General features: G+C 74.3%; 20 protein-coding genes. 6 read left to right on the forward strand and 14 right to left on the reverse strand.

Annotated elements, in window-relative coordinates; genetic code table 11:
- Position 1: 1 nt before the first annotated feature.
- From GA0070214_RS09925 to GA0070214_RS09935, 3 genes are read left to right on the forward strand one after another with little or no spacing between them, the layout of a single operon-like run.
- A complete protein-coding gene (locus tag GA0070214_RS09925; RefSeq protein ID WP_091261686.1) occupies positions 2–442 on the forward strand; it encodes an acyl-CoA thioesterase in 441 nt (146 codons plus the stop codon).
- 15 nt (positions 443–457) lie between these two features.
- Entirely contained in the window at positions 458–991 is a 534-nt protein-coding gene (locus tag GA0070214_RS09930) for a flavin reductase family protein (RefSeq protein ID WP_091261687.1), read from the forward strand.
- Complete coding sequence (locus GA0070214_RS09935) at positions 988–2,349, forward strand: cytochrome P450 (protein WP_091261688.1); 1,362 nt, start codon at positions 988–990, stop codon at positions 2,347–2,349. The genes GA0070214_RS09930 and GA0070214_RS09935 overlap by 4 nt, the downstream gene beginning before the upstream one ends.
- A 118-nt stretch (positions 2,350–2,467) precedes the next feature.
- Here the strand turns inward: GA0070214_RS09935 and GA0070214_RS09940 are convergent, their stop codons facing one another.
- Positions 2,468–3,217 carry a helix-turn-helix domain-containing protein gene (locus GA0070214_RS09940; protein ID WP_091261689.1) on the reverse strand — a complete coding sequence of 250 codons (750 nt, stop codon included), beginning with the start codon at positions 3,215–3,217 and terminating at the stop codon, positions 2,468–2,470.
- Between the two features lie 435 nt (positions 3,218–3,652).
- On the opposite strand from GA0070214_RS09940, the gene GA0070214_RS09945 reads away from it, so the two are divergent.
- The 3 genes from GA0070214_RS09945 (at position 3,653) to GA0070214_RS09955 (ending at position 7,639) form a co-directional block, all read left to right on the forward strand.
- Positions 3,653–4,288 (forward strand): MerR family transcriptional regulator, encoded by a 636-nt coding sequence (locus tag GA0070214_RS09945; RefSeq protein ID WP_091261690.1) that lies wholly within the window; start codon positions 3,653–3,655, stop codon positions 4,286–4,288.
- Positions 4,289–4,664: 376 nt separating this feature from the next.
- Positions 4,665–6,584 (forward strand): CRTAC1 family protein, encoded by a 1,920-nt coding sequence (locus GA0070214_RS09950; protein ID WP_091261691.1) that lies wholly within the window; start codon positions 4,665–4,667, stop codon positions 6,582–6,584.
- A gap of 113 nt (positions 6,585–6,697) precedes the next feature.
- Positions 6,698–7,639 (forward strand): enediyne biosynthesis protein, encoded by a 942-nt coding sequence (locus GA0070214_RS09955; RefSeq protein WP_244167680.1) that lies wholly within the window; start codon positions 6,698–6,700, stop codon positions 7,637–7,639.
- Between the two features lie 68 nt (positions 7,640–7,707).
- On the opposite strand, the gene GA0070214_RS09960 is transcribed toward GA0070214_RS09955, so the two are convergent.
- The 13 genes from GA0070214_RS09960 to GA0070214_RS10020 form a co-directional block, all read right to left on the reverse strand.
- A complete protein-coding gene (locus tag GA0070214_RS09960) occupies positions 7,708–8,760 on the reverse strand; it encodes a ketoacyl-ACP synthase III family protein (protein ID WP_091261693.1) in 1,053 nt (350 codons plus the stop codon).
- Complete coding sequence (locus tag GA0070214_RS09965) at positions 8,760–9,428, reverse strand: dTMP kinase (protein ID WP_091261694.1); 669 nt, start codon at positions 9,426–9,428, stop codon at positions 8,760–8,762. The genes GA0070214_RS09960 and GA0070214_RS09965 overlap by 1 nt, the downstream gene beginning before the upstream one ends.
- A complete protein-coding gene (locus GA0070214_RS09970; protein ID WP_139141782.1) occupies positions 9,425–10,558 on the reverse strand; it encodes a nucleotidyltransferase domain-containing protein in 1,134 nt (377 codons plus the stop codon). Before GA0070214_RS09970 ends, GA0070214_RS09965 begins: the two co-directional genes overlap by 4 nt.
- Entirely contained in the window at positions 10,555–11,808 is a 1,254-nt protein-coding gene (locus GA0070214_RS09975; protein ID WP_091261696.1) for a cytochrome P450, read from the reverse strand. Before GA0070214_RS09975 ends, GA0070214_RS09970 begins: the two co-directional genes overlap by 4 nt.
- Positions 11,802–14,504 carry a PEP/pyruvate-binding domain-containing protein gene (locus GA0070214_RS09980; RefSeq protein WP_091261697.1) on the reverse strand — a complete coding sequence of 901 codons (2,703 nt, stop codon included), beginning with the start codon at positions 14,502–14,504 and terminating at the stop codon, positions 11,802–11,804. The genes GA0070214_RS09975 and GA0070214_RS09980 overlap by 7 nt, the downstream gene beginning before the upstream one ends.
- A gap of 5 nt (positions 14,505–14,509) precedes the next feature.
- Positions 14,510–15,118, reverse strand: coding sequence for a methyltransferase family protein (locus GA0070214_RS09985; protein WP_139141784.1), 609 nt, complete (start codon positions 15,116–15,118; stop codon positions 14,510–14,512).
- A 32-nt stretch (positions 15,119–15,150) separates the two neighbouring features.
- On the reverse strand, positions 15,151–16,041 hold the full coding sequence (locus GA0070214_RS09990; RefSeq protein WP_091261698.1) for an AfsA-related hotdog domain-containing protein: 891 nt from the start codon (positions 16,039–16,041) through the stop codon (positions 15,151–15,153).
- Complete coding sequence (locus GA0070214_RS09995; protein ID WP_091261699.1) at positions 16,038–16,691, reverse strand: nitroreductase family protein; 654 nt, start codon at positions 16,689–16,691, stop codon at positions 16,038–16,040. The genes GA0070214_RS09990 and GA0070214_RS09995 overlap by 4 nt, the downstream gene beginning before the upstream one ends.
- Before the next feature lie 401 nt (positions 16,692–17,092).
- A complete protein-coding gene (locus tag GA0070214_RS10000; RefSeq protein ID WP_091261700.1) occupies positions 17,093–18,187 on the reverse strand; it encodes a glycerate kinase in 1,095 nt (364 codons plus the stop codon).
- On the reverse strand, positions 18,187–19,023 hold the full coding sequence (locus GA0070214_RS10005) for a sugar phosphate isomerase/epimerase family protein (RefSeq protein ID WP_091261701.1): 837 nt from the start codon (positions 19,021–19,023) through the stop codon (positions 18,187–18,189). Before GA0070214_RS10005 ends, GA0070214_RS10000 begins: the two co-directional genes overlap by 1 nt.
- On the reverse strand, positions 19,020–20,183 hold the full coding sequence (locus tag GA0070214_RS10010; RefSeq protein WP_091261702.1) for a dihydrodipicolinate synthase family protein: 1,164 nt from the start codon (positions 20,181–20,183) through the stop codon (positions 19,020–19,022). Before GA0070214_RS10010 ends, GA0070214_RS10005 begins: the two co-directional genes overlap by 4 nt.
- Positions 20,180–21,331, reverse strand: coding sequence for a Gfo/Idh/MocA family protein (locus GA0070214_RS10015; protein WP_091261703.1), 1,152 nt, complete (start codon positions 21,329–21,331; stop codon positions 20,180–20,182). Before GA0070214_RS10015 ends, GA0070214_RS10010 begins: the two co-directional genes overlap by 4 nt.
- A 19-nt stretch (positions 21,332–21,350) precedes the next feature.
- Positions 21,351–22,172, reverse strand: coding sequence for an ABC transporter ATP-binding protein (locus GA0070214_RS10020; protein ID WP_091261704.1), 822 nt, complete (start codon positions 22,170–22,172; stop codon positions 21,351–21,353).
- Between the last annotated feature and the right edge of the window lies 1 nt (position 22,173).

The following is a 22,173-nucleotide window of genomic DNA, read 5'->3' on the forward strand; positions in this document are numbered from 1 at the left end:
CATGGACAAGTACTTCGAATACCTGCACACGGTGGGTTTCGAGGAGACGAATCTGGTCGGCAACGTGTACTACGTCAACTACCTGCGCTGGCAGGGCCGCTGCCGGGAGATGTTCCTGAAGGAACGGGCGCCCGACGTGCTGGCCGACGTGCGGGCCGACCTCAAGCTGTTCACGCTGCGGGTCGACTGCGAGTTCTTCGCCGAGATCACCGCGTTCGACGAGCTGTCCATCCGGATGCGCCTGGTCGAGCTCGCCCAGACGCAGGTCGAGTTCAGCTTCGACTACGTGCGGCTGGACCGGGCGGGTGGCGAGACGCTGGTGGCCCGGGGCCGGCAGCGGGTGGCGTGCATGCGCGGGCCGAACACCCGTACCGCGCCGGCCCGGGTGCCCGAGGCCCTGGCGCGGGCCCTCGCGCCGTACGCCCGGTCCGCCCGGGCCTGAGATCGGGAGGCGGGCGTGGACAGCGCACGGACGGCCCCCGCCGGGGCCATCGATCCGGACACCCTGCGCCGTGCCTTCGGTGCCTTCGCCACCGGCGTGACCGTGGTCACCGTCGGCGGTGCGGCGCCGCACGGCATGACGGCGAACTCCTTCACCACCGTGTCGCTCGACCCGGCGCTGGTGCTCGTCTGCGTCGACCGCCGGGCGGTCATGCACACCTGCCTCACCGAGACCGACGGGTTCGGCGTCTCCGTGCTGGCGGCCGACCAGGAGGACGTGGCCCGGTACTTCGCCGACCGGCGCCGGCCGATGGGCGGCGCGCAGTTCGACGCGGTGCGGTGGCTGCCCGGCCGGCACACCGGGGCGCCCCTGATCACCGGCGCGGCGGCCCACTTCGAGTGCCGGCTGTGGCGCAGCTACGACGGGGGCGATCACACCATCTTCCTGGGCAGCCTGGTCTCCCTGGAGCGCAGCGCCGACACCGACGCGCTGCTGTTCCTGTCCGGGCGGTTCCGACAACTCGAGCGGGAACGGAGCGGTGCGGCATGACCGACGTACGCGAGCGTGGCCGGCGCCGGCCGCCCGGGCCCTCGGCCCTGGCCGGCCCGGGACTCCTGCTGGCCATGGGCCGGGACCGGCTGGGCATGATGACCTCGGCCGCGGCGCGCTACGGCGACGCCGCGCGGCTGCCGGTCGGCCCGAAGCAGCTCTACTTCTTCAACCATCCGGACCAGGCCAAGCACGTGCTGGCCGACAACAGCGCCAACTACGAGAAGGGCATCGGCCTGGTGCACGCCCGGCGCGCGCTGGGCGACGGGCTGCTCACCAGCGAGGGTGAGCTGTGGCGCAAGCAGCGCCGGGTGATCCAGCCGGCCTTCCAGAACCGGCGCCTCGCCGACTACGCCGGCGTGGTCGGCGAGGAGGCGGACGGGCTGGTCCGGCGGCTCTCGGGGCGGGTCGGCGGCGCGCCGGTCGACGTGCTCGACGAGATGACCGCGCTGACGCTCGGGGTGCTCGGCCGCACGTTGCTGGACTCGGACCTGAGCGGTTTCGCCGGCGTCGGCGACTCGTTCGCCGCCGTGCAGGACCAGGCCATGTTCGAGCTGAGCAGCCTCAGCGCCGTGCCCACCTGGGTGCCGCTGCCCCGGCAGCTGCGGTTCCGGCGGGCCCGCCGGCACCTGCAACGGGTGGTCGACCGGCTGGTCGAGAGCCGGGGCGCGGCGGCCGACGACCGGGACGACGTGCTGTCCCGGCTGATCGTCTCGACCCGCGCCGAGACCGACCCGCGGGTCGGGCGCCAGCGGCTGCGCGACGAGCTGGTCACGCTGCTGCTCGCCGGTCACGAGACCACCGCGAGCACGCTGGGCTGGAGTCTGTACCTCATCGACCGGCACCCCGAGGTGGCGCGCCGGCTGCGGGCCGAGGCCCGGGAGGTGCTGGGCGACCGGCTGCCGACCTATGACGACCTGCACCGGCTCACCTACACGGCGACCGTCGTGCAGGAGGCGATCCGGCTGTACCCGCCGGTGTGGATCCTCACCCGCAAGGCCCGCGAGGACGACGAGGTGGGTGGTTTCCACGTGCCGGCCGGCGCGGACATCCTGGTGTGCCCGTACACGCTGCACCGGCATCCGCGCTTCTGGCCCGAGCCGGAGCGGTTCGACCCCGACCGGTTCGCGTCGGGCGGCGGCGCCGAGCGACCCCGGTACGCCTACATCCCATTCGGCGCCGGACCGCGGTTCTGCGTGGGCAGCAACCTGGGCATGATGGAGGCCGTGTTCGTCCTCGCCATGGTGATGCGGGAGCTGCGCCTGGTCGTCCCGCCGGGGCGGCAGGTGCGGCCGGAGCCGATGCTCTCGCTGCGCATCCGAGGCGGACTGCCGATGGCGGTGTGCCGGCCGGAGTGAACGGCGCCGCCGGCGCCGTCCGGCCGGTCGTCCCGCACCGGTTCGCGGTGCGGGGACGGCCGGCCGGCGTGGCGCGGGTTCCAGGGGAGCGCGGGTTCCAGGGGAGCGCGGGGACCGGTCAGGCCTGGCTGACCAGCCGCTCCAGGGCGGCCTTGCGGCTGTCCAGGAGAGCCAGCAGGACCGGCGGGTCGAGCTTGCAGGCCGCCTTCAGGTGGACGTGCGCGGAGACGCTGCTGCGGCCGCGCACGGTGATCGGGCCGACCGTGGCCACCGTGACGTTCTCCTGCTGCAGGCCGAGCGGCTCGCCGCCCACCGAGTGGCACAGCACGTACCACGTGCCGTCGGGCACGGAGTCGAAGACGTAATCGCCGGGCTCGCGCAGGATGGTGCAGCGCAGCGGGGCGCCTTCGGGGATGCGGTGCGGGAACAGGCCCATGAAGATCAGGCCGTCGGGGCCGCCCTCGGGGGGTCCGTACACGGTGCCGCCGATCCGGTTCTGCGAGGCGCCCCGGTTCTGGGTGGGGATCCGGGGGGCGAAGCCGCCCATCCGGCGGTAGTTGGTGGGGGAGAGCCCGACGCTGCGGGTGAACCGGGTGCTGAAGGTGCCGACGCTGTTGTAGCCCACCCGGAGGCTGATGTCGGCGACGTTGAGCCTCGTGGTGATCAGGAGGCGCTTGGCCTCCTGGAGCCGGATGGCGGAGAGGAATCGTCCGGGTGAGATGCCGGTGACGCGTTGAAAGACCCTGGTGAAGTGGAATTTACTGAACATGGCGGCCCTTGCCATGTCGTCCACCGTTAATTGCTCCGAAAGATTTTCGAACATGGTGTCAATTACTCGCTCCACTGCTCTTTCGGTGCTGCTGTGCATTTGCTCTCCCCGCATGAGATGCCTGCGTGAGTGGCGGTGGCCAGCTTTTCGGGCCACCGGTGGGGATTGACCGGAGGGGATCACCCCGCTACGGCGATCGATGCTAACCAATGAAGAAAAGGCTCGCAACACGTGCCGCAATCGGAGCTTAGCGCCGTGTGACGGGGCCTCGCTTATCGAGCCTTGCGGAGTAGTGGAAAGTGCCGCTGTCCATATTTTTCGGACCATGGGGGGCGACTGTCGAGGGTGGATGTCGGCGTGGCCTCCCCGTTTGCCGGTCAGTGACCGCCGTCACGGTGATGATCGCAGAGTAGCGGTACGACCGCAGAATGTGACAGAGGTCACAACCCTGGGCCGCCCGGGGGAGGGGCCGTCATACTTTCGATTGCTGGTTGATCTACGAGCCGTAGACCCAACCGCCAGCCTGGGGGGGCCGTGCGTATCTCCGAGCTCAGTCGGCGCACTGGAGTGTCGATTCCCACGATCAAGTTCTACCTGCGGGAGGAGCTCCTGCCGCCCGGGTCTCCCAAGGCCCGTAACCAGGCGGAGTACGGGGAACGGCACCTCCGGCGCATCTGGCTGATCCGGACCTTCACCACGGTCGGCGGCCTCGACCTGTCGTCGGTGCGCAAGCTCATCCAGGTCATCGAGGACGAGAGCCTGCCCCTGGCGGCCGTCTATCGGATACTCGACCGCACCATGGCCCGGCCGCCGCTCGAACCGCCCTGCCCCGACAGCGTGACGCAGGCCCGGGACCAGGTCGACCGCCTCATGGAGCAGCTGGGCTGGCGCCTCCTCGACGACTCCGGCGGCGCCACCACCCTGGTGCAGGTGCTCGCCGCGCTGCGCACCCTGGGCTGCGAGTCCGACCTGGCCTTCCTGCTGCCGTACGCGCGGGCCGCCGCGGCGCTGGCCGATGCCGAGCTCGACCTGCTGGCCACGGACGACGGGGAGCCGGACCGCGGCGCGGCGGTCGTGCGGGGGGTGCTGCTCGACGTCGCCTCGGCGGCGCTGCGCCGGATGGCTCACGAGCAGCAGGTGCTGGTGCGGCTGCCCGACGCCGCCGGCTGACCGCAGCACGCCCCCGCCGGGCCGACGCGTCATTTAGCAAGTTCCAAGAAGACTTCCCCGGCACGGCTGCAGCAGGATGTGGATAACCGGCAAATAATGCTGCGGCAGAGTATTGGCGTCGGCTGCGGCGACTGGAAAGAGCGGGCGTCGACGGTAATTGCCGACCGAGTCAAGCTCTGGATGTCGACTGCTCAGCGCAGCTTCGTTTCCCGGTCGAATGACGGCACGTCAACCAATTGACGGTGAACAATCTCCGTCCAGATTGGCAGGTATGTGCCGCGCGGCAGGGAGGCGGACGCGGGCGACACCACGTCTGGGAGGAAAATTGACACCGAAACCATCGGGCGCAATCCGTCGTGCGCTCCCCGCAATCTTCGTGCTCGCCCTGGTGGCCGGGCTGTTCGTCGTCGCACGGCTGCCCGCCGCATCGGCCCAGGAACGCTCGTCGCTTGCCGCCAGGTTCCGGTTCACCGAGCTGCCCATCGCCCTGCCGCCCGGCCTGCCCCAGCGCACCGTCCGGCAGGTGAACCCGGCCTACCAGCACATCCGCGCGTGGATCTCCTCGGTCGGCGCGGCCATCGCCATCAACGACATCGACGGCGACCGGGCCCCCAACGACCTGTGCCTGGTGGACACCCGCAGCGACAGCACCGTCGTGACGCCCGCCCCGGTGCCGAACCAGCCGCCCCGGTACGCGCCGTTCGTCCTCGACCCCGCCCCGCTGCCCACCCACGCCGCCATGGCCCCGATGGGCTGCGCCCCGGGCGACTTCAACGGCGACGGGCTGACCGACCTGCTGGTCTACTACTGGGGACGGACGCCGGTGGTCTTCCTCCACCGGCCGGGCGCCGCGGCCACCCTGTCCGCGCAGGCCTTCCAGCCGACCGAGCTGGTGCCCACCACGCCCGGCCCGAACGGCGCCTACCAGGGCAAGTTCTGGAACACCAACGCGGTCTCCATCGCCGACTTCGACGGCGACGGGCACCCGGACATCGGCGTGTTCAACTACTTCCCGGACAGCCAGGTGCTCGACCCCGAAGGTCAGCCCAACGTCACCATGAACCACTCGCTGTCCCGCGCCACGAACGGCGGTGGCGCCCACCTGCTGCGCTGGACCGCCGCGACCACCGGCGCCCGGCCCAGCGTCAGCTACGTCGAGCAGGACGCCGCCGTGCCGCCGGCCGCGGCGACCGGGTGGACGCTCGGCGCGGGCTCGGCCGACCTGGACGGCGACCTGCTCCCCGAGCTCTACGTCGCCAACGACTTCGGCCACGACCACCTGTTCCGCAACGACTCCACCCCGGGCCGGATCCGGTTCAGCCTGACCGAGGGGCGGCGGGGAGCGTTCACGCCGAAGTCCATGGTGGTCGGGCGGGACTCCTTCAAGGGCATGTCCATCGACTTCGCCGACCTGGAGGGCAAGGGCCGGTTCGACATGTTCGTCAGCAACATCACCACCTCCTGGGGCCTGGAGGAGAGCAACTTCGTCTGGCGCAACAACGCCACCAGCACCGAGGACGCCCGCCGCCGGCTCGACCGGGGTGAGGCGATCTTCGACAACAAGGCGGCCGACCTCAACATGGCCTGGGTCGGCTGGGGCTGGGACAGCAAGATGGCCGACTTCGACAACAGCGGCCGGCTGTCGGTGGTCCAGGCCACCGGCTTCGTCAAGGGCACCATCAACCGGTGGTCCTGGCTCCAGGAGCTGGCCATGAGCAACGACCTCATGCTCGCCGAGCCGCACATGTGGCCGAAGGCCGAACCCGGTGACGACATCGCCGGTTCCCAGCCGTTCGCGTTCTGGGTTCGCGAGGACAACGGGCGCTACGCCAACATCAGTGCCGAACTCGGCATGACCGACGACACGCCCAGCCGCGGCGTCGCCGTGGCCGACACCGACGGCAACGGCGCGCAGGACTTCGCCGTGGCCCGCCAGTGGGGCGCCCCCGTCTTCTACCGCAACGAGAAGGCCGGCCAGGGCAACTTCCTCGGACTCCGGCTCCAGCGCCCCGTCGACGGCGGCGCCGACGGTGCCGGGAGCCCCGCGTACGGCGCGCAGGTCCGCATCCGCACCGCGGACGGACGTACCCAGCTCGCCCAGCTCGACGGCGGCTCCGGGCACTCCGGCAAGCGGAGCTTCGACGTGTTCTTCGGTCTCGGCGCCGCCGGCGACCGGCCCGTCGAGGCCGAGATCAGCTGGCGCGCCGTCGACGGCACCGTGCACCACCAGACCACGCAGCTGACCGCCGGTTGGCACGACGTCGTGCTCACGGATGTCGCTCAGGAGGTGAGGTAGGCATGACCGACGTACGTAACGCCCCGTCGTCCACCCGGGACGACGCCAGCAGCACCGTCCCGGTCAGTCCGGCGCCGGTCAACGGCCGGACCCCGGGCGAGCGGGTCACCGGGATGGGCGCCCCGCCCGAGGGCGTGCCCCCGCGCGTCGACCGCCGCGACCCGCGCTATCTGGCGCTGCGCAACTTCGCGCTGTCCATGAGCGTCTTCAACATCTTCGGCTACACGGTGCTCGGCTTCGAGCAGCCGTGGACCTGGCCGCTGTTCGCGCTGGCGATCGGCTACACCGCCGAGATCGTCATCGAGCGGGTCACCGCCTGGGCGCAGCGGCGCCGCCCGGCGTACAGCGGCAACGGGGTGTGGGGCATGTACACGTTCCTGCTGCCCACGCACATCACCGCGCTGGCCGCGAACATGCTCCTCTACGCCAATGACCGGTTCTGGCCGATCGCCTTCGCGGTGGTCGTCGCGATCGGGCAGAAGACGGTTCTCCGCGCCCCGATCAAGGGGCGGATGCGCCACTTCATGAACCCGTCCAACTTCGGCATCACCATCACGCTGCTGGCGTTCTCCTGGGTGAACATCGCTCCGCCCTACCAGTTCACCGAGAACGTGCCGGACTCGATCGCGCTGATGGTGCCGCTGATCATCATCACGGCCGGCACCGTGCTCAACGCCATGCTGACCCGGAAGGTCCCGCTGATCGTGGGCTGGCTCGGCGGCTTCGTCATCCAGGCGCTGGTGCGGCACTTCATCTGGGACGTGGCCCTGTGGGGCGCGCTGGTCCCGATGACCGGCGTCGCGTTCGTCCTGTTCACCAACTACATGATCACCGACCCGGGCACGACTCCGGCGAAGGGCCGGGACCAGTTCATGTTCGGCGCGAGCGTCGCCACGGTGTACGGCGTCCTCCTGGCGTTCAACGTGGTCTACACCCTGTTCTTCGCCGTGACGATCGTCTGCCTGCTGCGCGGCCTGTACTGGTGGGGCCGGCACCTGCGGGGGCGGCGGGCGGAGTCGTCGCCCGCGACCGTCCCGCAGCCGGCACCGGCCTGACCCGGCGGCAACGCGACAGCAGGGCGGCGGCCCCCCGCAGGGGGCCGCCGCCCTGGTCGTCGTCGGGCTCAGCCCTGCGGGCGGGCCGGCAGGTGGCGCAGGCGCAGCACGACGCACGACGCCGAGAAGGCGCCGCCGTTGTTGACCAGCAGGACGTGGTCGCCGGGCCCGAGGGCCCGCGTCTCGATGAGGTGCGCCAGCGCGGCGACGTGGTCGTTGACCCCGAGGTGACCGACCCGCCGGCCGTAGTCGAGCACGCCGCGGTCGGCGTCGATGCCGATCGGTTCGAGGACGCTGCGCACGTACGGCTCGCCGCCGGAGAAGAGGTGGACCGCCCGGGTGATCTGCTCCGGCAGCACGCCCGCCTCGGCCAGGGTGCGCCGGGCCAGGGCGGTCCGCTCCTCCTGCAGCGTCCGCTTGATCCGGGTGAAGGCGTCCCGGTCGGCCGCGGCGAACCGGGCGAAGCGCGATCCCAGCGCCATCGGCCGCCCCACCGTGCAGGCGGGCGGGAACAGCGGGTGCTCGTCCCGGTAGAGCTCCTCCCCGGCCGGCATCGACACCGAGCCGACGGCCAGCACCTCGGCGAAGCCGGCCCGCCGGGACAGCACGAGCGCCGTGCCCGCGTCGCCGAGCACGGAACCCCGGTTGGTGCCCGCCCCGGCGCTGTAGCGCCAGCGGTCCACGAGGGGCGTGCCGAAGTTGTCGGCGCCGGTCAGCAGCGCCGCCCCGGCCGACCCGGCGAGGTAGCCGGCGGCGAGTCCCACGGCGGCCAGCATGCCGTTGCAGGCCTGCCGGACCTCCATGGCCGGGGCCGAGCCGCCGACGGTGTGCCGCTGCACGTACTGCGACGCCGGCCACCCGTCGGGGCCCTGGTGCAGCGTGCCGGCGTGCAGCACCAGCCGGAACTCCTCGGGCCGTACGTCCGCGCCCTCCAGTGCCTGCCGGGCCGCCCGGACGGCCAGGTCCGGCGCCGCGAGGTCCCCGGCCACGGCCGCGCCGAGCCAGCCGTCGGCCGCCCAGCTCTCCCGGTCGTACCGGCCCTCCTCCACCGCCGTACGGGTGGGGACGCTCGGCGGCACGTACGCCCCGATGCCGGCCAGGAACAGTCCGTCGGTGCGCACTATGCCTCCATCGTGGCGCGTCGGTCGGCGAGGGCGGCGATCACCTGGTCCGCCAGCACGGGCGTCGGCGCGGTGGCGTCGAGGACGAGCCACCCGTGCCGGTCCGCCCACCGGTCCAGCACGGCCAGCAGGGCCCCCTGGTGGGCCAGGAAGCTCGACCGCGAACAGGTCAGGTCCATCCCGCACTCGAAGGGCAGCGGCCGGCCGTCCTTGCGCGCCCAGGCCAGCTCCGGCTCCACGCGCAGGTGGACGACGAGGTCGGCGGCCGGCAGCCCGGCGGCGACCGCCTCCACCCAGGCCGGGTCGGCGCCGTACGCGATCTCGGCGGCCGCGTGTTTCATCCAGTAGCCGTCGAGCAGGACGACCTCGCCGGGCATCCCGCCGGCCCGGTCGGTGAGCGCCAGGGCGCTGGCCCAGAGCAGGAACAGCAGGCGCGGCCCGGTGGACATCCGCGCCGCGCACGAGCGTGCCTGGCGCTCGTCCGGGCGCAGGCAGGCGGCGCTCGGATAGTCCGTCTCCGCCAGCACGTCCCAGCGGTCCACCCGGCGGGCCGGTGTGCCGGCGGCGGTCAGTCGCCGGTGCAGCAGCCCGGTCAGGGTCGACTTGCCTGCGCCGTCGCCGCCGACGACGGCGACCAGGGCGGCGGCGTCGCCGGGGCGTCCGCTCATCGCGCCGCCTCCGGGCGGGCCACCACGGGGCCGGGCAACCGGTCGGTGCGGGGCTGCCAGGCGAACAGGGGCTCCGGCCGTACACCGGGCGGCGGGGCGGGGTCCGGCGGGCCGGGTGCCGGGCCGCCGTCGGCGGCGAGCAGCCCGAGCGCGGCCAGCGCGCGCAGGTCGTCGCCGGGGTCGCCGGGCCGGGCGTCCCGCCACCGGCGCAGCACCGCGTCGTCCACGCGGTAGCTCTCGCGCGGACCGATCAGGGCCAGGCCGTCGCGGAAGCGCAGCGGCGTGGCGTAGGGGCTGCGCCGGGCCGGTGCGGCTGTCGAGGGCGCGGGGAGCGTGGCCAGCGGCGCCGGCCAGCCCTCCAACGCGCACCAGGCGAGCAGCAGGTTGCCGGCCCGCAGTCGCCGGTCGGTGCGTTCGCGCAGGCGGGGGAGGGGCTCCCCGGCGGCGACCGGCTCGTGCAGCAGTCCCCAGAGCAGGTCGGCCCACGGCGCGGTCGCCGGGGTGCGCGTCAGCCGGCGGAACAGGAACTTGTCCCCGAGGTAGATGTCGTCGGCAGCAGCCAGCGCCGCCTCGGCCGCCGCCTCCAGGGCCAGCGCCGAGGAGGCCAGCGCCGTGTACGGGTCGCCGGAATCGAGCGCGCCGAGGACGTCCTCGGCGTACCCGGCGAACTGGGCCGCGTGGTGCGCCACGAAGATCTGCCGGACGGTGTCCCGGCGCAGCCGCGCCAGCTCCCGCTCCCACCCGTCGGTGCAGCGCAGCCGCCAGCCGGTCAGCACCCGGACCAGGCCGTGCCGGGTGCGCGGGTCCAGGTTGAGCTGGCCGCGGTCGACCCCGGTCACGGTGTACGCCGAGCCGACGTCGACCAGCCGCGTCACGGTCGCGGCGTCCAGCGTGAGCACGTGGACCTCCACGCCGTCGCGGGTCAGCACGGCGCTGCTCCCCGGCGGCCGGTCGGCGACCACGTAGAGATCGACGTCGGAGGTGGCGTGCCCGAGACCCACGGCGAGGCTGCCACCCAGGAAGGCCAGGTCGACCCGCTCGGGGCCGCCCAGGTCGTCGACGACGGCGCGCGCGGCGGCGCACTGCCGGTCGGAGAAGACGACGTCCGGCACCGCCGGCAACCCGCTCACCGGGCCGCCCCGTCCCAGGTCACGGGCAGCCGCCACGGCCCGCGGATGAACATGTCGGTCCGCCAGTCCACCTCGTCGGACGGCACGGCCAGCCGCAGCCCGGGCAGCTCCGCGAGCAGGCTGGCCACGCCGACCTGCAGCTCCACCCGGGCCAGCGGTGCGCCGAGGCAGTGGTGCCGGCCGTGGCCGTAGCCGAGGTGCGGGTTCGGGCTGCGGGTCAGGTCGAGGTCGGCCGGGTCGGCGAAGACCTCCGGGTCGCGGCCGGCGGCGTCCACGAGCGGCACCACGACCTGCCCGGCGCGGACCAGCCCCGCGGACAGCGGCACGTCCTCGAGTGCCACGTGCGGCGCCCCGCCGGTGGCGTTCAGCGACGTCAACCGGACCATCTCCTCGATCGCGCCGTCGACCAGGCCGGGGTCGGCGCGCAGCCGCTCCCAGCGGCCGCGCTCGGCGAGCAGCAGCCAGACGCAGCTGGCGAGCTGGTTGGCGGTGGTCTCGTAGCCGGCCATCAACAGGCCGGCGCCCATCGCCACCGCCTCGTCGCGGCTCAGCGTGGCGTCGTCCGGCCCGGGCCGGGCCAGCTCGGCGAGCAGCCCGTCGGCGGGCGCCCCGGCGCGGACGGCCCGCCACCGCTGGTCGACCAGGTCCGCGAGGTGCCCGGCCATCCGCCGGTGCGCCCGCGCGACCTCCTCCGGCGGGTACCGGTGGGTGGACATCATGGCCGACATCCAGGGCCGGCACCGGGCACCGTCCTCGACGGTGATCCCGAGCAGCTCGCAGATGACGGTGAGCGGCAGCGGGACGGCGTACGCCTCGACCAGGTCGACCGGCGGGCCGGCGGCCCGCATGGCGGCGATCAGCTCCGCCGCGAGCGCGCGGATGCGGGGCACGCTGTCCCGGGCCCGCCGGGCGGTGAAAGCGGCCGCGACGGCGCGCCGGCGGCGGGTGTGGTCGGGCGGGTCGCTGAGCGCCAGCGCCAGCGAGTCCCGCTCGCGGGCGAACATCGGCTTCGCGGTGTACGCCGCGCGGCTGAACCGGGGGTCCCCGAGCACGGTCCGCACGTCGGCGTGCCGGGTGACGAGCAGCGCGGGACTGCCGCTGGGCAGGGTCACCGGGGTGAGCCCGTCCCCGTCGAGGAGGTCGGCGTACTCCACGGGCGGCGCCATGGCAGGCCCCGGCGCGAAGGGGAAGCGGGCGGGTGCCGGCACCGGGCAGCGTGGCGCGACGGGCGGTCCGGCGGGGGTCAGCATGCGGAAGCCTCCTCGGTCCCGGCGAGCAGCCGGACGGTGCCGGCCACGCCGTCCACCTCGATCAAACTGCCGTCGGTGATGACGCGGGTGGCGTCGGGGACGGCGACCACCGAGGGGATGCCGAGCAACCGGCCGGTGATCGCGGTGTGCGACATGAGGCTGCCCCGTTCCACCACCATGCCCTTGGCGGCGACCATCAGGTAGAGCCAGCCCGGGTCGGTCTCCCGCGCCACCAGGATGTGGTCGCCGGACCGGTCGAACACCGCCGTCGGGTCCAGCACCACCCGCGCGCGGGCCCGCGCCCGGCCGGCGCTGGAGGCCAGCCCGTGCAGGACCCGGCCGTCGCCGCCCGGCCCGGCCGGCGCGGTGCCGCCCGTGGCGGGCAGCACCCCGGCCGCGATGTCGGCCGGCGAGAGCCGCAGGAACGCCGGCGGCGCGGGGCGGGCGGCCGACTCGGCGAGGGCGGCGCGCCGGCGGGCCACCACGCCGCGCAGGTCGGGCTCGTGCAGCGTCCCGGTGACCGCACCGACCACCTCCTCGGTGGTCAGGTGCACCACGTCACCGGCCTCGTCGAGGCGGCCGGCCGCGACCAGCGTGGCGCCGAGGCGCCACATGACGTCGCGGGTCACCCCGTAGAGCTGGCTGCGGCAGTACCGGGTGTCCTCGCGTACCCGCACTCCCCAGCGGGCGACGCCGACCACCCGGCGCAGCACGGCCCGGCGCAGCGGGTGGGGGCAGGCCCGGCGCAGGACCTCGTCCGCCTCACCGGCGGTCCGGTCCGGGGCGGTCGTCGCGGGGTCCTGTTCGACCAGCGCGGACAGCGTCGGCAGCAGCCGCCACGGGTCCTGCCGGGGCGAGCGTTCCTCCAGCTTGAGGTCGTGCACCGCGCGGTCGCCGTAGCGGCGCAGGTGCCGCCGCATGGCCTCGGCGATGTCGGTGCCGAAGCGGCCACCGGCGATCTGCCGCCAGGTCTCCCGGTCGTCGCCGGCCCGCAGCAGCTCGGGCAGCCCGGGGGTGGCGCGGATCCGGTCGGCCAGGTCGACGGCCGAGCGGACCCCGGCGAGGGACCGGTTCTCCGGTCCGCCCGCGAGCAGACCGGCGAGCAGGGAACGGTCCTGGTCCGGCACCCATCGGCGCAGCAGCCACTCCACCGTGCCGACGCCGGCGAGCAGGACGTAGCTGCCGACGAGGGTGACGCCCCACCGCTCGCCGAACTCCGTCCACAGCGTGCGGTAGCGGGCGACCAGCTCGTCGGGGTCGAGCCCGTCGAGGTCCGCGTTCTGCGCGTACCGCTCGTCCCACCACCGCAGGAAGCGCCGGACCTGCCCCGGGAGCGGCAGGAACGCCCGGGCCAGCGCGGGGGCGGCGCGCAGCAGCAGGCGGCCGGGGTACGCCGGCGGTGGGGGCGCGGGCAGCTCCGTGGTGGACAGTCCGAGCCCGCGCTGCCAGGCGGCCGCCAGCAGGGCGAAGCCGGGCAGCGTCGAGTGCAGGGCCAGCCAGGAGTCGAGCCGGTAGTAGACCCGGCCGTCCAGGATGCCGATCATGCTGGCCAGCTCGGCCGTGAGCCGCCGGCGGGTCGGGGCCGGCACGCCCATCCGCCGGTAGAAGTCGCCGAACGCCAGCCGGTAGAACTCGCGCGCCTGGGCGAAGGTCAGCGCGCAGGTCACCCCCGGGAAGCTCTCGGTGAGGTTGTGGTTGGTCCAGGTGACGGTCCGCTCCGGGGCCGCGTCGCGGGACTGCCCGCCCGCCGCGCCGAGCACGACGGGGCGGGCCTGCACGAGGTGGATCTCGCCGTCTTCGGTCAGCGTCCCCTCGATGTCCTGCGGGGCGCCGAACACCCGCTCGACCCGCTCGGCCAGCCGGCACACCCGGCGGACCTCGTCGTCGCCGAGGACCGGCGGCCCGGTCAGCTCCGGGGGCACCGGCACGTCGCGGACCGCGCCGGCCCGCTCCGGGTCCCGAACGGTCATCCGGCGCTTGACGACGACCGCCGCGCGCACCGAGTCGGTCGCCGGGTCGCGGAAGAAGTGGTCGATGTCCGCCCGTTCCTGCACCACCCCCTCGCCGGTGCCGTGGGCGGCGGCGACCAGCTGGCGGTCGGCGCCGTCCCGGGGGTCGCGGGTGAACACCACGAACGACCGCCGCCCGTCCACCATCCGCTGCACGCCGACGGCGATCCGGGCCCCGTCCACGGCCAGGCCGCGGTGGGACCGGTAGCGCACCGCCCGGTCGGTGTAGGCGGACGCCCAGCACTCGGCCACCCGGCGCAGCACCTGGTCGCGCGGCACGTACAGGTAGCTGTCGGTCATGCCGGCCGCCGGGTCGACGGCGCTGTCCTCGCCGGGTTCCGCGCCGTCGCCGCCGGCCACCGCGCACGACCGGACCGCCACGAGGCCGTCCGGGCCGACCAGCCGGTCGAACTCCGCCAGCACGGCCCGGCCCAGCGCGTCGGGCACGCCGTGCTCGCGCACGGCCGCGCGCCGCCGGGCCGCCCACCCGTCGAGCTCCGCCGGCCACCGGCCGGCCGGCGGCACCGGCTCCGCGAGCGCCGACCGCACCCGGTCGAACTCCTCGGCGGGAACGCAGAAGAACGGGGGTACGGGGAAGCCCGCCTCGCGCAGCACCTGCTGCCGGGCGAACTTGTGCCCCACCACGGTCGGCTCGGCGAGCGCCGGGCCGGAGCGGACGAGCGGCATCGTGCTCACCACACCTTCGGGACGAGTCGGGCGGTGTGCAGGGCGTAGCTCCGGTAGCCGGGAAGCCCGGTAAGCATCCGTTCCTCCCGGCCGATGCGCCACACGATCGCGGCGACCAGCAGGGCGTACGCCGCCAGGCTCCACGGGTTGAGGAAGTACGCCACGAACCCGGCGTGGGCGGCGAGCATCCCGGTGTAGGCGGGATGCCGCACCACCCGGTACGGGCCGTCGGTGACGACGTGCTGTCCCTCGTGCGCCAGCACCCGGTGGCTGTAGAACCGGCCCAGCGACCGGATGGCCCACAGCCGGAAGGCGACGCCGCCGGCGAACAGCAGCACCGGCAGCGCCAGCCACCAGCTCCACGCCGTCCACGGCGTGCCGGCCAGCACCCCGGCCACCGCGGTCGCGGTGCGCGCCGTGGCGTACGCCGGGAGCGTCGGGTCGGGCGGCGCGTCGGCGGGCGCGTCCCGGAAGGTGATCCGCGCCTCGGCCAGCACCCACCCGAGGTAGGCCAGCGTGACGGCCAGGCCCAGCGCGTGGGGCGCCCGGCCGATGTCGGCGAGCTGCCGCAGCGCGGCCGTCGCCAGGGCGGCCAGCAGGACGACGAACAGCACCTGGTGAGCGTGCTGCCGCCGGGGGCGGCCGGTCACGACGCCCCGCCGTCGGCCGCGCGCTGCCGGAAGCGCCGGTACGCCGCGGCGCTGACCGCCGTCACGTCGATGGTCACCCCGCCCAGCGTCCGCCCGGTGGTCTCGTGCAGCAGGTCGAGCACCACACTGAACCGGCTGCCCCGGATCCGGGTCCGCCACCAGCGCAGGGCGAGCGCCTCGGTCCGGCACACGTACGGCAGGTCCGCGGTGAGGCCCAGCCAGATCATCTGGGTGTCGGCCGGCCGGCCGCCGACGTGGTGGAAGAGCATCGTGGTCACCTGGCGGGCGGCCTCGACCAGGCTCCGGGTGCTGTGGGCGCGGCCGCCCGACCCGGCCAGGTAGTGGTCGTGGGGCGCCCGCAGCACCGGCCAGGTGATCGCGTCCTCCTGCTCGTCGGGCACACCGAGCAGCACGTTGTCGGCCCGCGCGCGGTGCAGCAGCTCGGCGCGGCAGGGCGTCGGGTCGAGCCGGCGTACGGCCGGGCCTCCGGGTGGCGTGCCGGGTGTCCAGCGCAGCACGCCGCCGCAGGTGGTCGACCCCTCCTGGGTCACGTCGACGCGCAGCCCGTCCGGGCCGGCGCCGTCGCCGGTGCCCCGGACCGACACGGGGCGGCCCAGTTCGCACAGCGCCGGGAAGTCCAGCCGGGTGTGCAGGCGCCAGCCGTCCCCGGGCGCGGCCGGGTCGGTCTCCACGAGGTCGAGCGCGGCGCAGAGCAGGACCATCCCGGAGACGTGGTCGAGCGGGTGGTCGAAGAAGAACGGGTGCCCGTGCGGCACGCGCAGCGGGGCGGACCGGCCGCCGCCGGGCAGGTCGGTGGTCGGGCCCAGCAGCCGTGGCCGGCCGGCCAGGCCCACCCGTGTGCGGGGTACGGCGGTCGGGGAGCTCATGCCACCTCCCGCTGCTCGTCGCGCGGTCCCTGCCAGCCGTTGACGTGCAACACGCGGTGCAGGGGCCGGCGGGCCGCCGGCCGGAAGGTGCCCTCGACGTACGCGGTCGGCAGGAGCACGCCCTGGCGGACGGTGGCGGGCAGCCCGAGCAGGTCCGCCACCTCCTGCTCGTGCCGCAGGTGGACGGTGGTCCAGGCGGTGCCGAGACCCCGGGCCCGCGCGGCGAGCTGGTAGCTCCACGCGGCGGGCAGGACGGAGCCCCACAGGCTGGCCTGGTTGCCGTCGGGCAGCCGGCCGCCCGACGGGGAGACACAGGCGAGCACCAGGACCGGCACGCGGGCCAGGTTCTCCGCGAGGTGGTCGCCACCGTCCCACAGCCGCCGGTCGGCCGCCGTGCGGACCGGTCCGGCCTCCCGGCGGTAGTTCCGCCAGGCCTTGCGGTAGATCTCGCCGACCGCGGCGCGCAGCCCGGCGTCGGTGACCACCACCCAGTGCCAGGGCTGCCGGTTGCCGCCGTTGGGCGCCTGGAGCGCGACCTCCAGGCACTCGGTCACCAGGTGCAGCGGGACCGGCCGGTCGAGCACCAGCCGCCGCCGGACCGTCCGGGTGGTGGTGAGTAACTCGTCGGGTGGGAGGGCGTTCACGGTCATCCGCCGACCCGGGGACGGACGGTACGGGGGACTGCACGCATCGGCATCGGGAGCACCTTCCTGCAGGGCACGCTGCCGGGCGTCGGCGGTCGGGCGCGAGCGGACCACTCCGGAAGCGGCGGGAGATCAAGGTGAACATGGGCATTCTCCCGAGTGGAATTTCCACGACGCATCTCTGAGAATGCGGTCGCTCGCCTCTTCCCCGAGGGCGACTTTCGTCCTATGGGGACGGCCGTGAGCTCGGCTTATGAGCAGCGGCCCGGCCCGCGGCGCCCGCCGGATCACGGCTCGGTGAGGAACGTCTCCACGGCGGTACGGAAGGCGGACGCCGCGGGCCCCCGTCCTGGTCGGCGCCGATCCGGCGCCGGTCTGACGACCGCGCACCGCGCGGGATCCCTGCGTCAGCGTGCGCTCAGGCGGTCTGCCAGCACGCCGCCGGCCTCGACCAGCCAGCGCGTCGGGTCGCTCAGGGCCGCGTCGACCGTGCCGGCCAGCTCCGTCAGGGACACCGCTGCCGCGACCGATCCGGGCACCGGCCCGGCGACCTGCCCGGCGGCCACCGCGACGCGGACACCGGCGGCCGCGGCCGAGTCCAGCAGCGAACCGACCACCTTGCCGGTCAGCGAGGTCTCGTCGAACCGTCCCTCACCGGTGAGCACCACGTCCGCCCCGGCGAGCGCGCCGGGCAGCCCGACCAGGTCGGCGATCGTCGTGGCGCCCGGCACGATGGCGGCCCCCCACACGGCGGCCAGCCCGTACGCGGTGCCGCCCGCCGCGCCGGCGCCCGGCTCGTCGGGGTCGCCGCCGGCCAGCCCGGCGAACCGGCGCAGCGCGTCGTCCAGCAGCGTCACGTCCGCCGGCTGCGCGCCCTTCTGCGGCCCGAAGACGGCGGCGGCGCCGGCCGGGCCGGCCAGCGGCGCGGTCACGTCGACCAGCAGCCGTACGCCGCCGGGCGGCGGGGGCCGGAGGTCGGTGGCGTCGATGCGGGCCAGGCCGGCCAGGGCGGCGCCGCCGAGCGGCAGGTCCCGGCCGAGGTCGTCGTGCAGGCGCAGCCCGAGGGCGCGCAGCGCGCCGGTGCCGCCGTCGGTGGACGCGGAGCCGCCGAGGCCGACGACGAGGCGGGTGGCCCCGGCGTCGAGGGCGGCCCGCGCCACGGCGCCGAGCCCGTAGGTGTGCGCGCCGAGCGGGTCGGGGGAGGCCATCAGGGGCAGCCCGCTGGAGCGGGCCAGTTCCAGCACGGCGGTGCGATCCGGCAGCAGGAGCCAGGCGGCGGCGACCGGCCGGCCGTCGGGCCCGGGCACGGTCACCGTGCGGCGTTCGGCGTCGGGCCGGGCGGCGGCGAAGGCGTCGAGGGTGCCTTCGCCGCCGTCGGCCAGGGGGAGCAGCCGTACGTCGTCGCCGGGCCGGTGGGCCAGCCAGCCGCCTGCCAGGGCCCGGGCCGCGTCGTCGGCGGTGGCGGAGCCCTTGAACGAGTCGGGGGCGACGACGACCCGCATCAGTCGGCGAGCACGAGCTGGCGGTAACGGTCCTTCATGGTGGCGAGGACCTCGTCGGGGTCGGTCGCCCACACCTCGGCGTTGAAGATCTCCACCTCGGTGTCCCCGGTGTAGCCGGCCTCCTCGACCGCCCGCCGGAACGGCGGGAAGTCGATGTGCCCGTCGCCCATCATGCCGCGGCCGAGCAGCACGTCGGCGGGCAGCGGGGTGAGGAAGTCGCAGACCTGGAAGCTGGCGATGCGGTCGCCGGCCCGGGCGATCTGCCGCCAGACGTCCGGGTCCCACCAGATGTGGAAGGTGTCCACGACGACGCCCACCTGCGCGACCGGGAACGGTTCGGCCAGGTCGAGCGCCTGACCCAGGGTCGACAGCACCGCCCGGTCGGCGCAGTACATCGGGTGCAGCGGCTCCAGGGCCAGCCGCACGCCCCGCTCACCCGCGTACGGGGCCAGCTCGCCGAGGGCGTCGGCCACCCGCTGCCGGGCGCCGATCAGGTCGCGGGAACCGGGCGGCAGCCCGCCGACGACCATGACCAGGCAGTCCGTGCCCAGCCCGGCCGCCTCGTCGATGGCGCGCCGGTTGTCCTCCAGCGCGGCCCGGCCGGCCTCGCCGCCCGCGGTGAGGAAGCCGCCCCGGCACAGCGACGACACCCGCAGTCCCGCGTCGGCGACGAGCTTCGCGGCGGCGGCCACCCCGATCTCGGCGACCGGCTCGCGCCACAGCCCGATCGCCGGGATTCCGGCGCGGACGCAGCCCTCGACGGCCTCCCGCACCGACCAGGACTCGGTGGTGCGCTGGTTGAGCGACAGCTTCGCCAGGCTGGGGTCGACACTCATGCGGCCACCCCGGCAACCGACAGGTAGCGGCGCATCCGCGCCACGGCCAGGTCCGGGTCCAGCAGCAGCCCGGCGGCGTCGGCGAGCCGGAACACCTGCACGAGGTGCGGCACGCTGCGCCCGCTGTGCAGCCCGCCCACCATGGTGAAGCCGGGCTGGAAGCCGTTGAGCCAGGACAGGAAGGCGATGCCGGTCTTGTAGTACTGGGTCGGCGGGGCGAAGACGTGCCGGGACAGCGGCACCGTGGGGTCCAGGATCTCCCGGAAGCCCGCGGTGTCACCGGCGTCGAGGCGTTGCAGCGCCGCCGACGCGGCCGGCGCGATGGCCGCGAACGCGCCGAGCAGCGCGTGGCTGGACCGCCGGCCGTCGCCGGCGATCAGCTCCGGGTAGTGGTAGTCGTCGCCCGTGTACACCTTGACGGTGGGCGGCAGCAGCTCGCGCAGCCGCACCTCCCGCTCGGCGTCGAGCAGCGACACCTTCACCCCGTCGATCCGGTCGGCGTGCGCCTGCACCAGCGACACGAACGTCTTGGTCGCCTCGTCGAGGTCGGTGGCGCCCCAGTAGCCAGCGAGGGCCGGGTCGAACATGTCGCCGAGCCAGTGCAGCACCACGGGCGTGGACGTCTCCCGCAGCACCTGCTCGTAGACGCTGAGGTAGTCGTCCGGCCCGGTGGCCAGCGCGGCGAGCTGCCGGCTGGCCATCACCACCGGGGTCGCCCCGCACTCCTGCACGAACGCCAGCTGCTCGGCGTACGCGCCGACCACCTCGTCCAGGGTGTCGGGCAGGCCGGTGAGCTGGTCGGTGGCCGCACCGGCGACGATGCGCCCGCCGCAGGCGGCGGCCTCGGCGGCGCTGCGCCGGATCAGCTCCCGGGTGGCCGCCCAGTCCAGCCCCATGCCGCGCTGGGCGGTGTCCATCGCCTCGGCCACACCGAGCCCCCAGGACCAGAGGTTGCGCCGCACGTTCAGCGTGGCGTCCCAGTCCAGCCGCGCGGGCCGGCTGGGCGCGTTGTCGGCGTGCGGGTCGGCGACCACGTGCGCCGCCGCGTACGCGATCCGACTGGCCGGCGGGGTGGCCGGCCGCCGCCAGCCGGCCGGCTCGCGCAGGGTCAGCTCCTCGGCACCGCCGTCGGCGAGCGGGAGGGTGATGCGGGCGGTCACAGCCGGATCTCCTCGATCTCGACCCGCCGCCCCTCCCGCGCCGAGAGCAGCCCGGCCTCGGCGAGCTGGACGCCGCGGGCGCCGGCCAGGAAGTCCCACGGGAACGGCTCGTCGTCGACGACGTGCCGCAGGAACGCCTCCCACTGCACCTTGAACCCGTTGTCGAAGTCCTCGTTGTCGGGCACGGTCTGCCACTGGGCGCGGAACGGCTCGGTGACCGGGAGGTCCGGGTTCCACACCGGCATGGGGGTGGCGCCGCGGTGCTGGATGCGGCACTCGCGCAGCCCGGCCACGGCGCTGCCGTGTGTGCCGTCGACCTGGAACTCCACCAGCTCGTCCCGGTAGACCCGGACCGCCCAGGAGGAGTTGATCTGCGCGGTGATGCCGCCGGCCAGCTCGAAGATGCCGTACGCGGCGTCGTCGGCGGTGGCCCGGTAGGTCTGTCCGGTCTCGTCCACCCGCTCGGGGATGTGCGTGGCGATGTGCGCGGTCACCGCCGTGACCGGGGCGAAGATCTGCTCCAGCACGTAGTGCCAGTGCGGGAACATGTCCACCGTGATGCCACCGCCGTCCTCGGCGCGGTAGTTCCAGCTCGGCCGCTGCGCGTCCTGCCAGTCACCCTCGAACACCCAGTAGCCGAACTCGCCGCGCACCGACAGGATCCGGCCGAAGAAGCCGCTGTCGACCAGCCGCTTGAGCTTGCGCAGGCCGGGCAGGAACAGCTTGTCCTGCACGACACCGTTCTTCACGCCCTTGGCGGCGGCGAGCCGGGCCAGCTCCAGCGACCCGGTCAGCCCTTCGGCGAGCGGCTTCTCGGTGTAGATGTGCTTGCCGGCCTCGATGGCCGCCCGGATGGCCTTCTCCCGCTGCGCGGTGACCTGCGCGTCGAAGTAGATCTGGTGGGAGTCGTCGGCGAGCGCGGCGTCCAGGTCGGTCGTGTACGAGGTCAGCCCGTGCCGGGCGGCGATCTCGGCGAGCTTGGCCTCGTTGCGGCCGACCAGTGTCAGCTCGGGCCAGATGCGGCTGCCGTCGCGGGCGGGCAGGCCGCCCTGCTCGCGGATGGCGAGCAGGGACCGGACCAGGTGCTGCCGGTACCCCATCCGGCCGGTCACCCCGTTGAGGATGATCCCGATTGACGTGCGCTCCACGTGTGTGTCCTTCCAGTGGTTATTCGGCGGTCGTCGTCGCACCCAGCAGGTCCCGGATGCGTCCCGTGGCGCGGGCGAACTCCGGCGCCGACATGGTCTGGCCGTAGTCCCGCTCGACGGGAAGGTCGACATCGATGACCTCGGCGACGGTGCCGGGTCGAGGGGTCATGACGATCACCCGGTTGGCCAGGTAGACCGCCTCGGCGATGGAGTGCGTGACCAGCAGGACGGTGGTGCCGGTCTCCCGCCAGATCCGCCGCAGTTCGACGTTCATCTGCTCGCGGGTGAGGGCGTCGAGCGCACCGAACGGCTCGTCCATGAGCAGCACCGGGGGGCGGTGCAGCAGCGCGCGGCACAGGGCCACGCGCTGCTGCATGCCACCGGACAGCTCGTTCGGGTACGCGTCCTCGAAGCCGGTCAGCCCGGTCATGGCGATCAGCTCGTCGGCGCGCTGGCGGGCCTGCGCCTTGGGCATGCCCCGCATCTCGGCCTGGAGCAGGATGTTGCGCCGGGCCGTGCGCCACTCCAGCAGGGCGGCGCGCTGGAAGACGTACCCGATGTCGCGCCGCGGCCCCCGCACGTCCTCGCCGTGCAGGCGGACCTGGCCGGACGAGGGCCGCAGCAGGCCGGACACCAGCTTGAGCAGCGTGGACTTGCCGCAACCGGAGGCACCGACGATGGCGACGAACTCGCCCGGCTCGATCCGCACCGAGACGTCGCGCAGCGCCGTGACGTCCTTCTTCTTGGTGCGGAACCGGACCGCGACCTCGTCGATGTCGACCGCGGCGCCGGTCGCCGTGGCGTCCGCGGAGCGCTGCGTGGTGGTGTTGCCGACCGTCATC

Origin of the sequence: Micromonospora chaiyaphumensis, assembly GCF_900091435.1 — a bacterium.
Classification (GTDB): Bacteria; Actinomycetota; Actinomycetes; order Mycobacteriales; family Micromonosporaceae; genus Micromonospora; species Micromonospora chaiyaphumensis.

What these genes read in the sequence shown, in the direction of transcription:
- GA0070214_RS09980 (WP_091261697.1), bottom strand. Translation starts at nt 14,504, where the DNA reads ATGCCGCTCGTCCGCTCCGGCCCGGCGCTCGCCGAGCCGACCGTGGTG.
- GA0070214_RS09935 (WP_091261688.1), top strand. Translation starts at nt 988, where the DNA reads ATGACCGACGTACGCGAGCGTGGCCGGCGCCGGCCGCCCGGGCCCTCG.
- GA0070214_RS10000 (WP_091261700.1), bottom strand. Translation starts at nt 18,187, where the DNA reads ATGCGGGTCGTCGTCGCCCCCGACTCGTTCAAGGGCTCCGCCACCGCC.
- GA0070214_RS09965 (WP_091261694.1), bottom strand. Translation starts at nt 9,428, where the DNA reads ATGAGCGGACGCCCCGGCGACGCCGCCGCCCTGGTCGCCGTCGTCGGC.
- GA0070214_RS10020 (WP_091261704.1), bottom strand. Translation starts at nt 22,172, where the DNA reads ATGACGGTCGGCAACACCACCACGCAGCGCTCCGCGGACGCCACGGCG.
- GA0070214_RS10005 (WP_091261701.1), bottom strand. Translation starts at nt 19,023, where the DNA reads ATGAGTGTCGACCCCAGCCTGGCGAAGCTGTCGCTCAACCAGCGCACC.
- GA0070214_RS09940 (WP_091261689.1), bottom strand. Translation starts at nt 3,217, where the DNA reads ATGCACAGCAGCACCGAAAGAGCAGTGGAGCGAGTAATTGACACCATG.
- GA0070214_RS09990 (WP_091261698.1), bottom strand. Translation starts at nt 16,041, where the DNA reads ATGAGCTCCCCGACCGCCGTACCCCGCACACGGGTGGGCCTGGCCGGC.
- GA0070214_RS09955 (WP_244167680.1), top strand. Translation starts at nt 6,698, where the DNA reads ATGGGCGCCCCGCCCGAGGGCGTGCCCCCGCGCGTCGACCGCCGCGAC.
- GA0070214_RS09925 (WP_091261686.1), top strand. Translation starts at nt 2, where the DNA reads ATGGACAAGTACTTCGAATACCTGCACACGGTGGGTTTCGAGGAGACG.
- GA0070214_RS09995 (WP_091261699.1), bottom strand. Translation starts at nt 16,691, where the DNA reads ATGACCGTGAACGCCCTCCCACCCGACGAGTTACTCACCACCACCCGG.
- GA0070214_RS09975 (WP_091261696.1), bottom strand. Translation starts at nt 11,808, where the DNA reads ATGCTGACCCCCGCCGGACCGCCCGTCGCGCCACGCTGCCCGGTGCCG.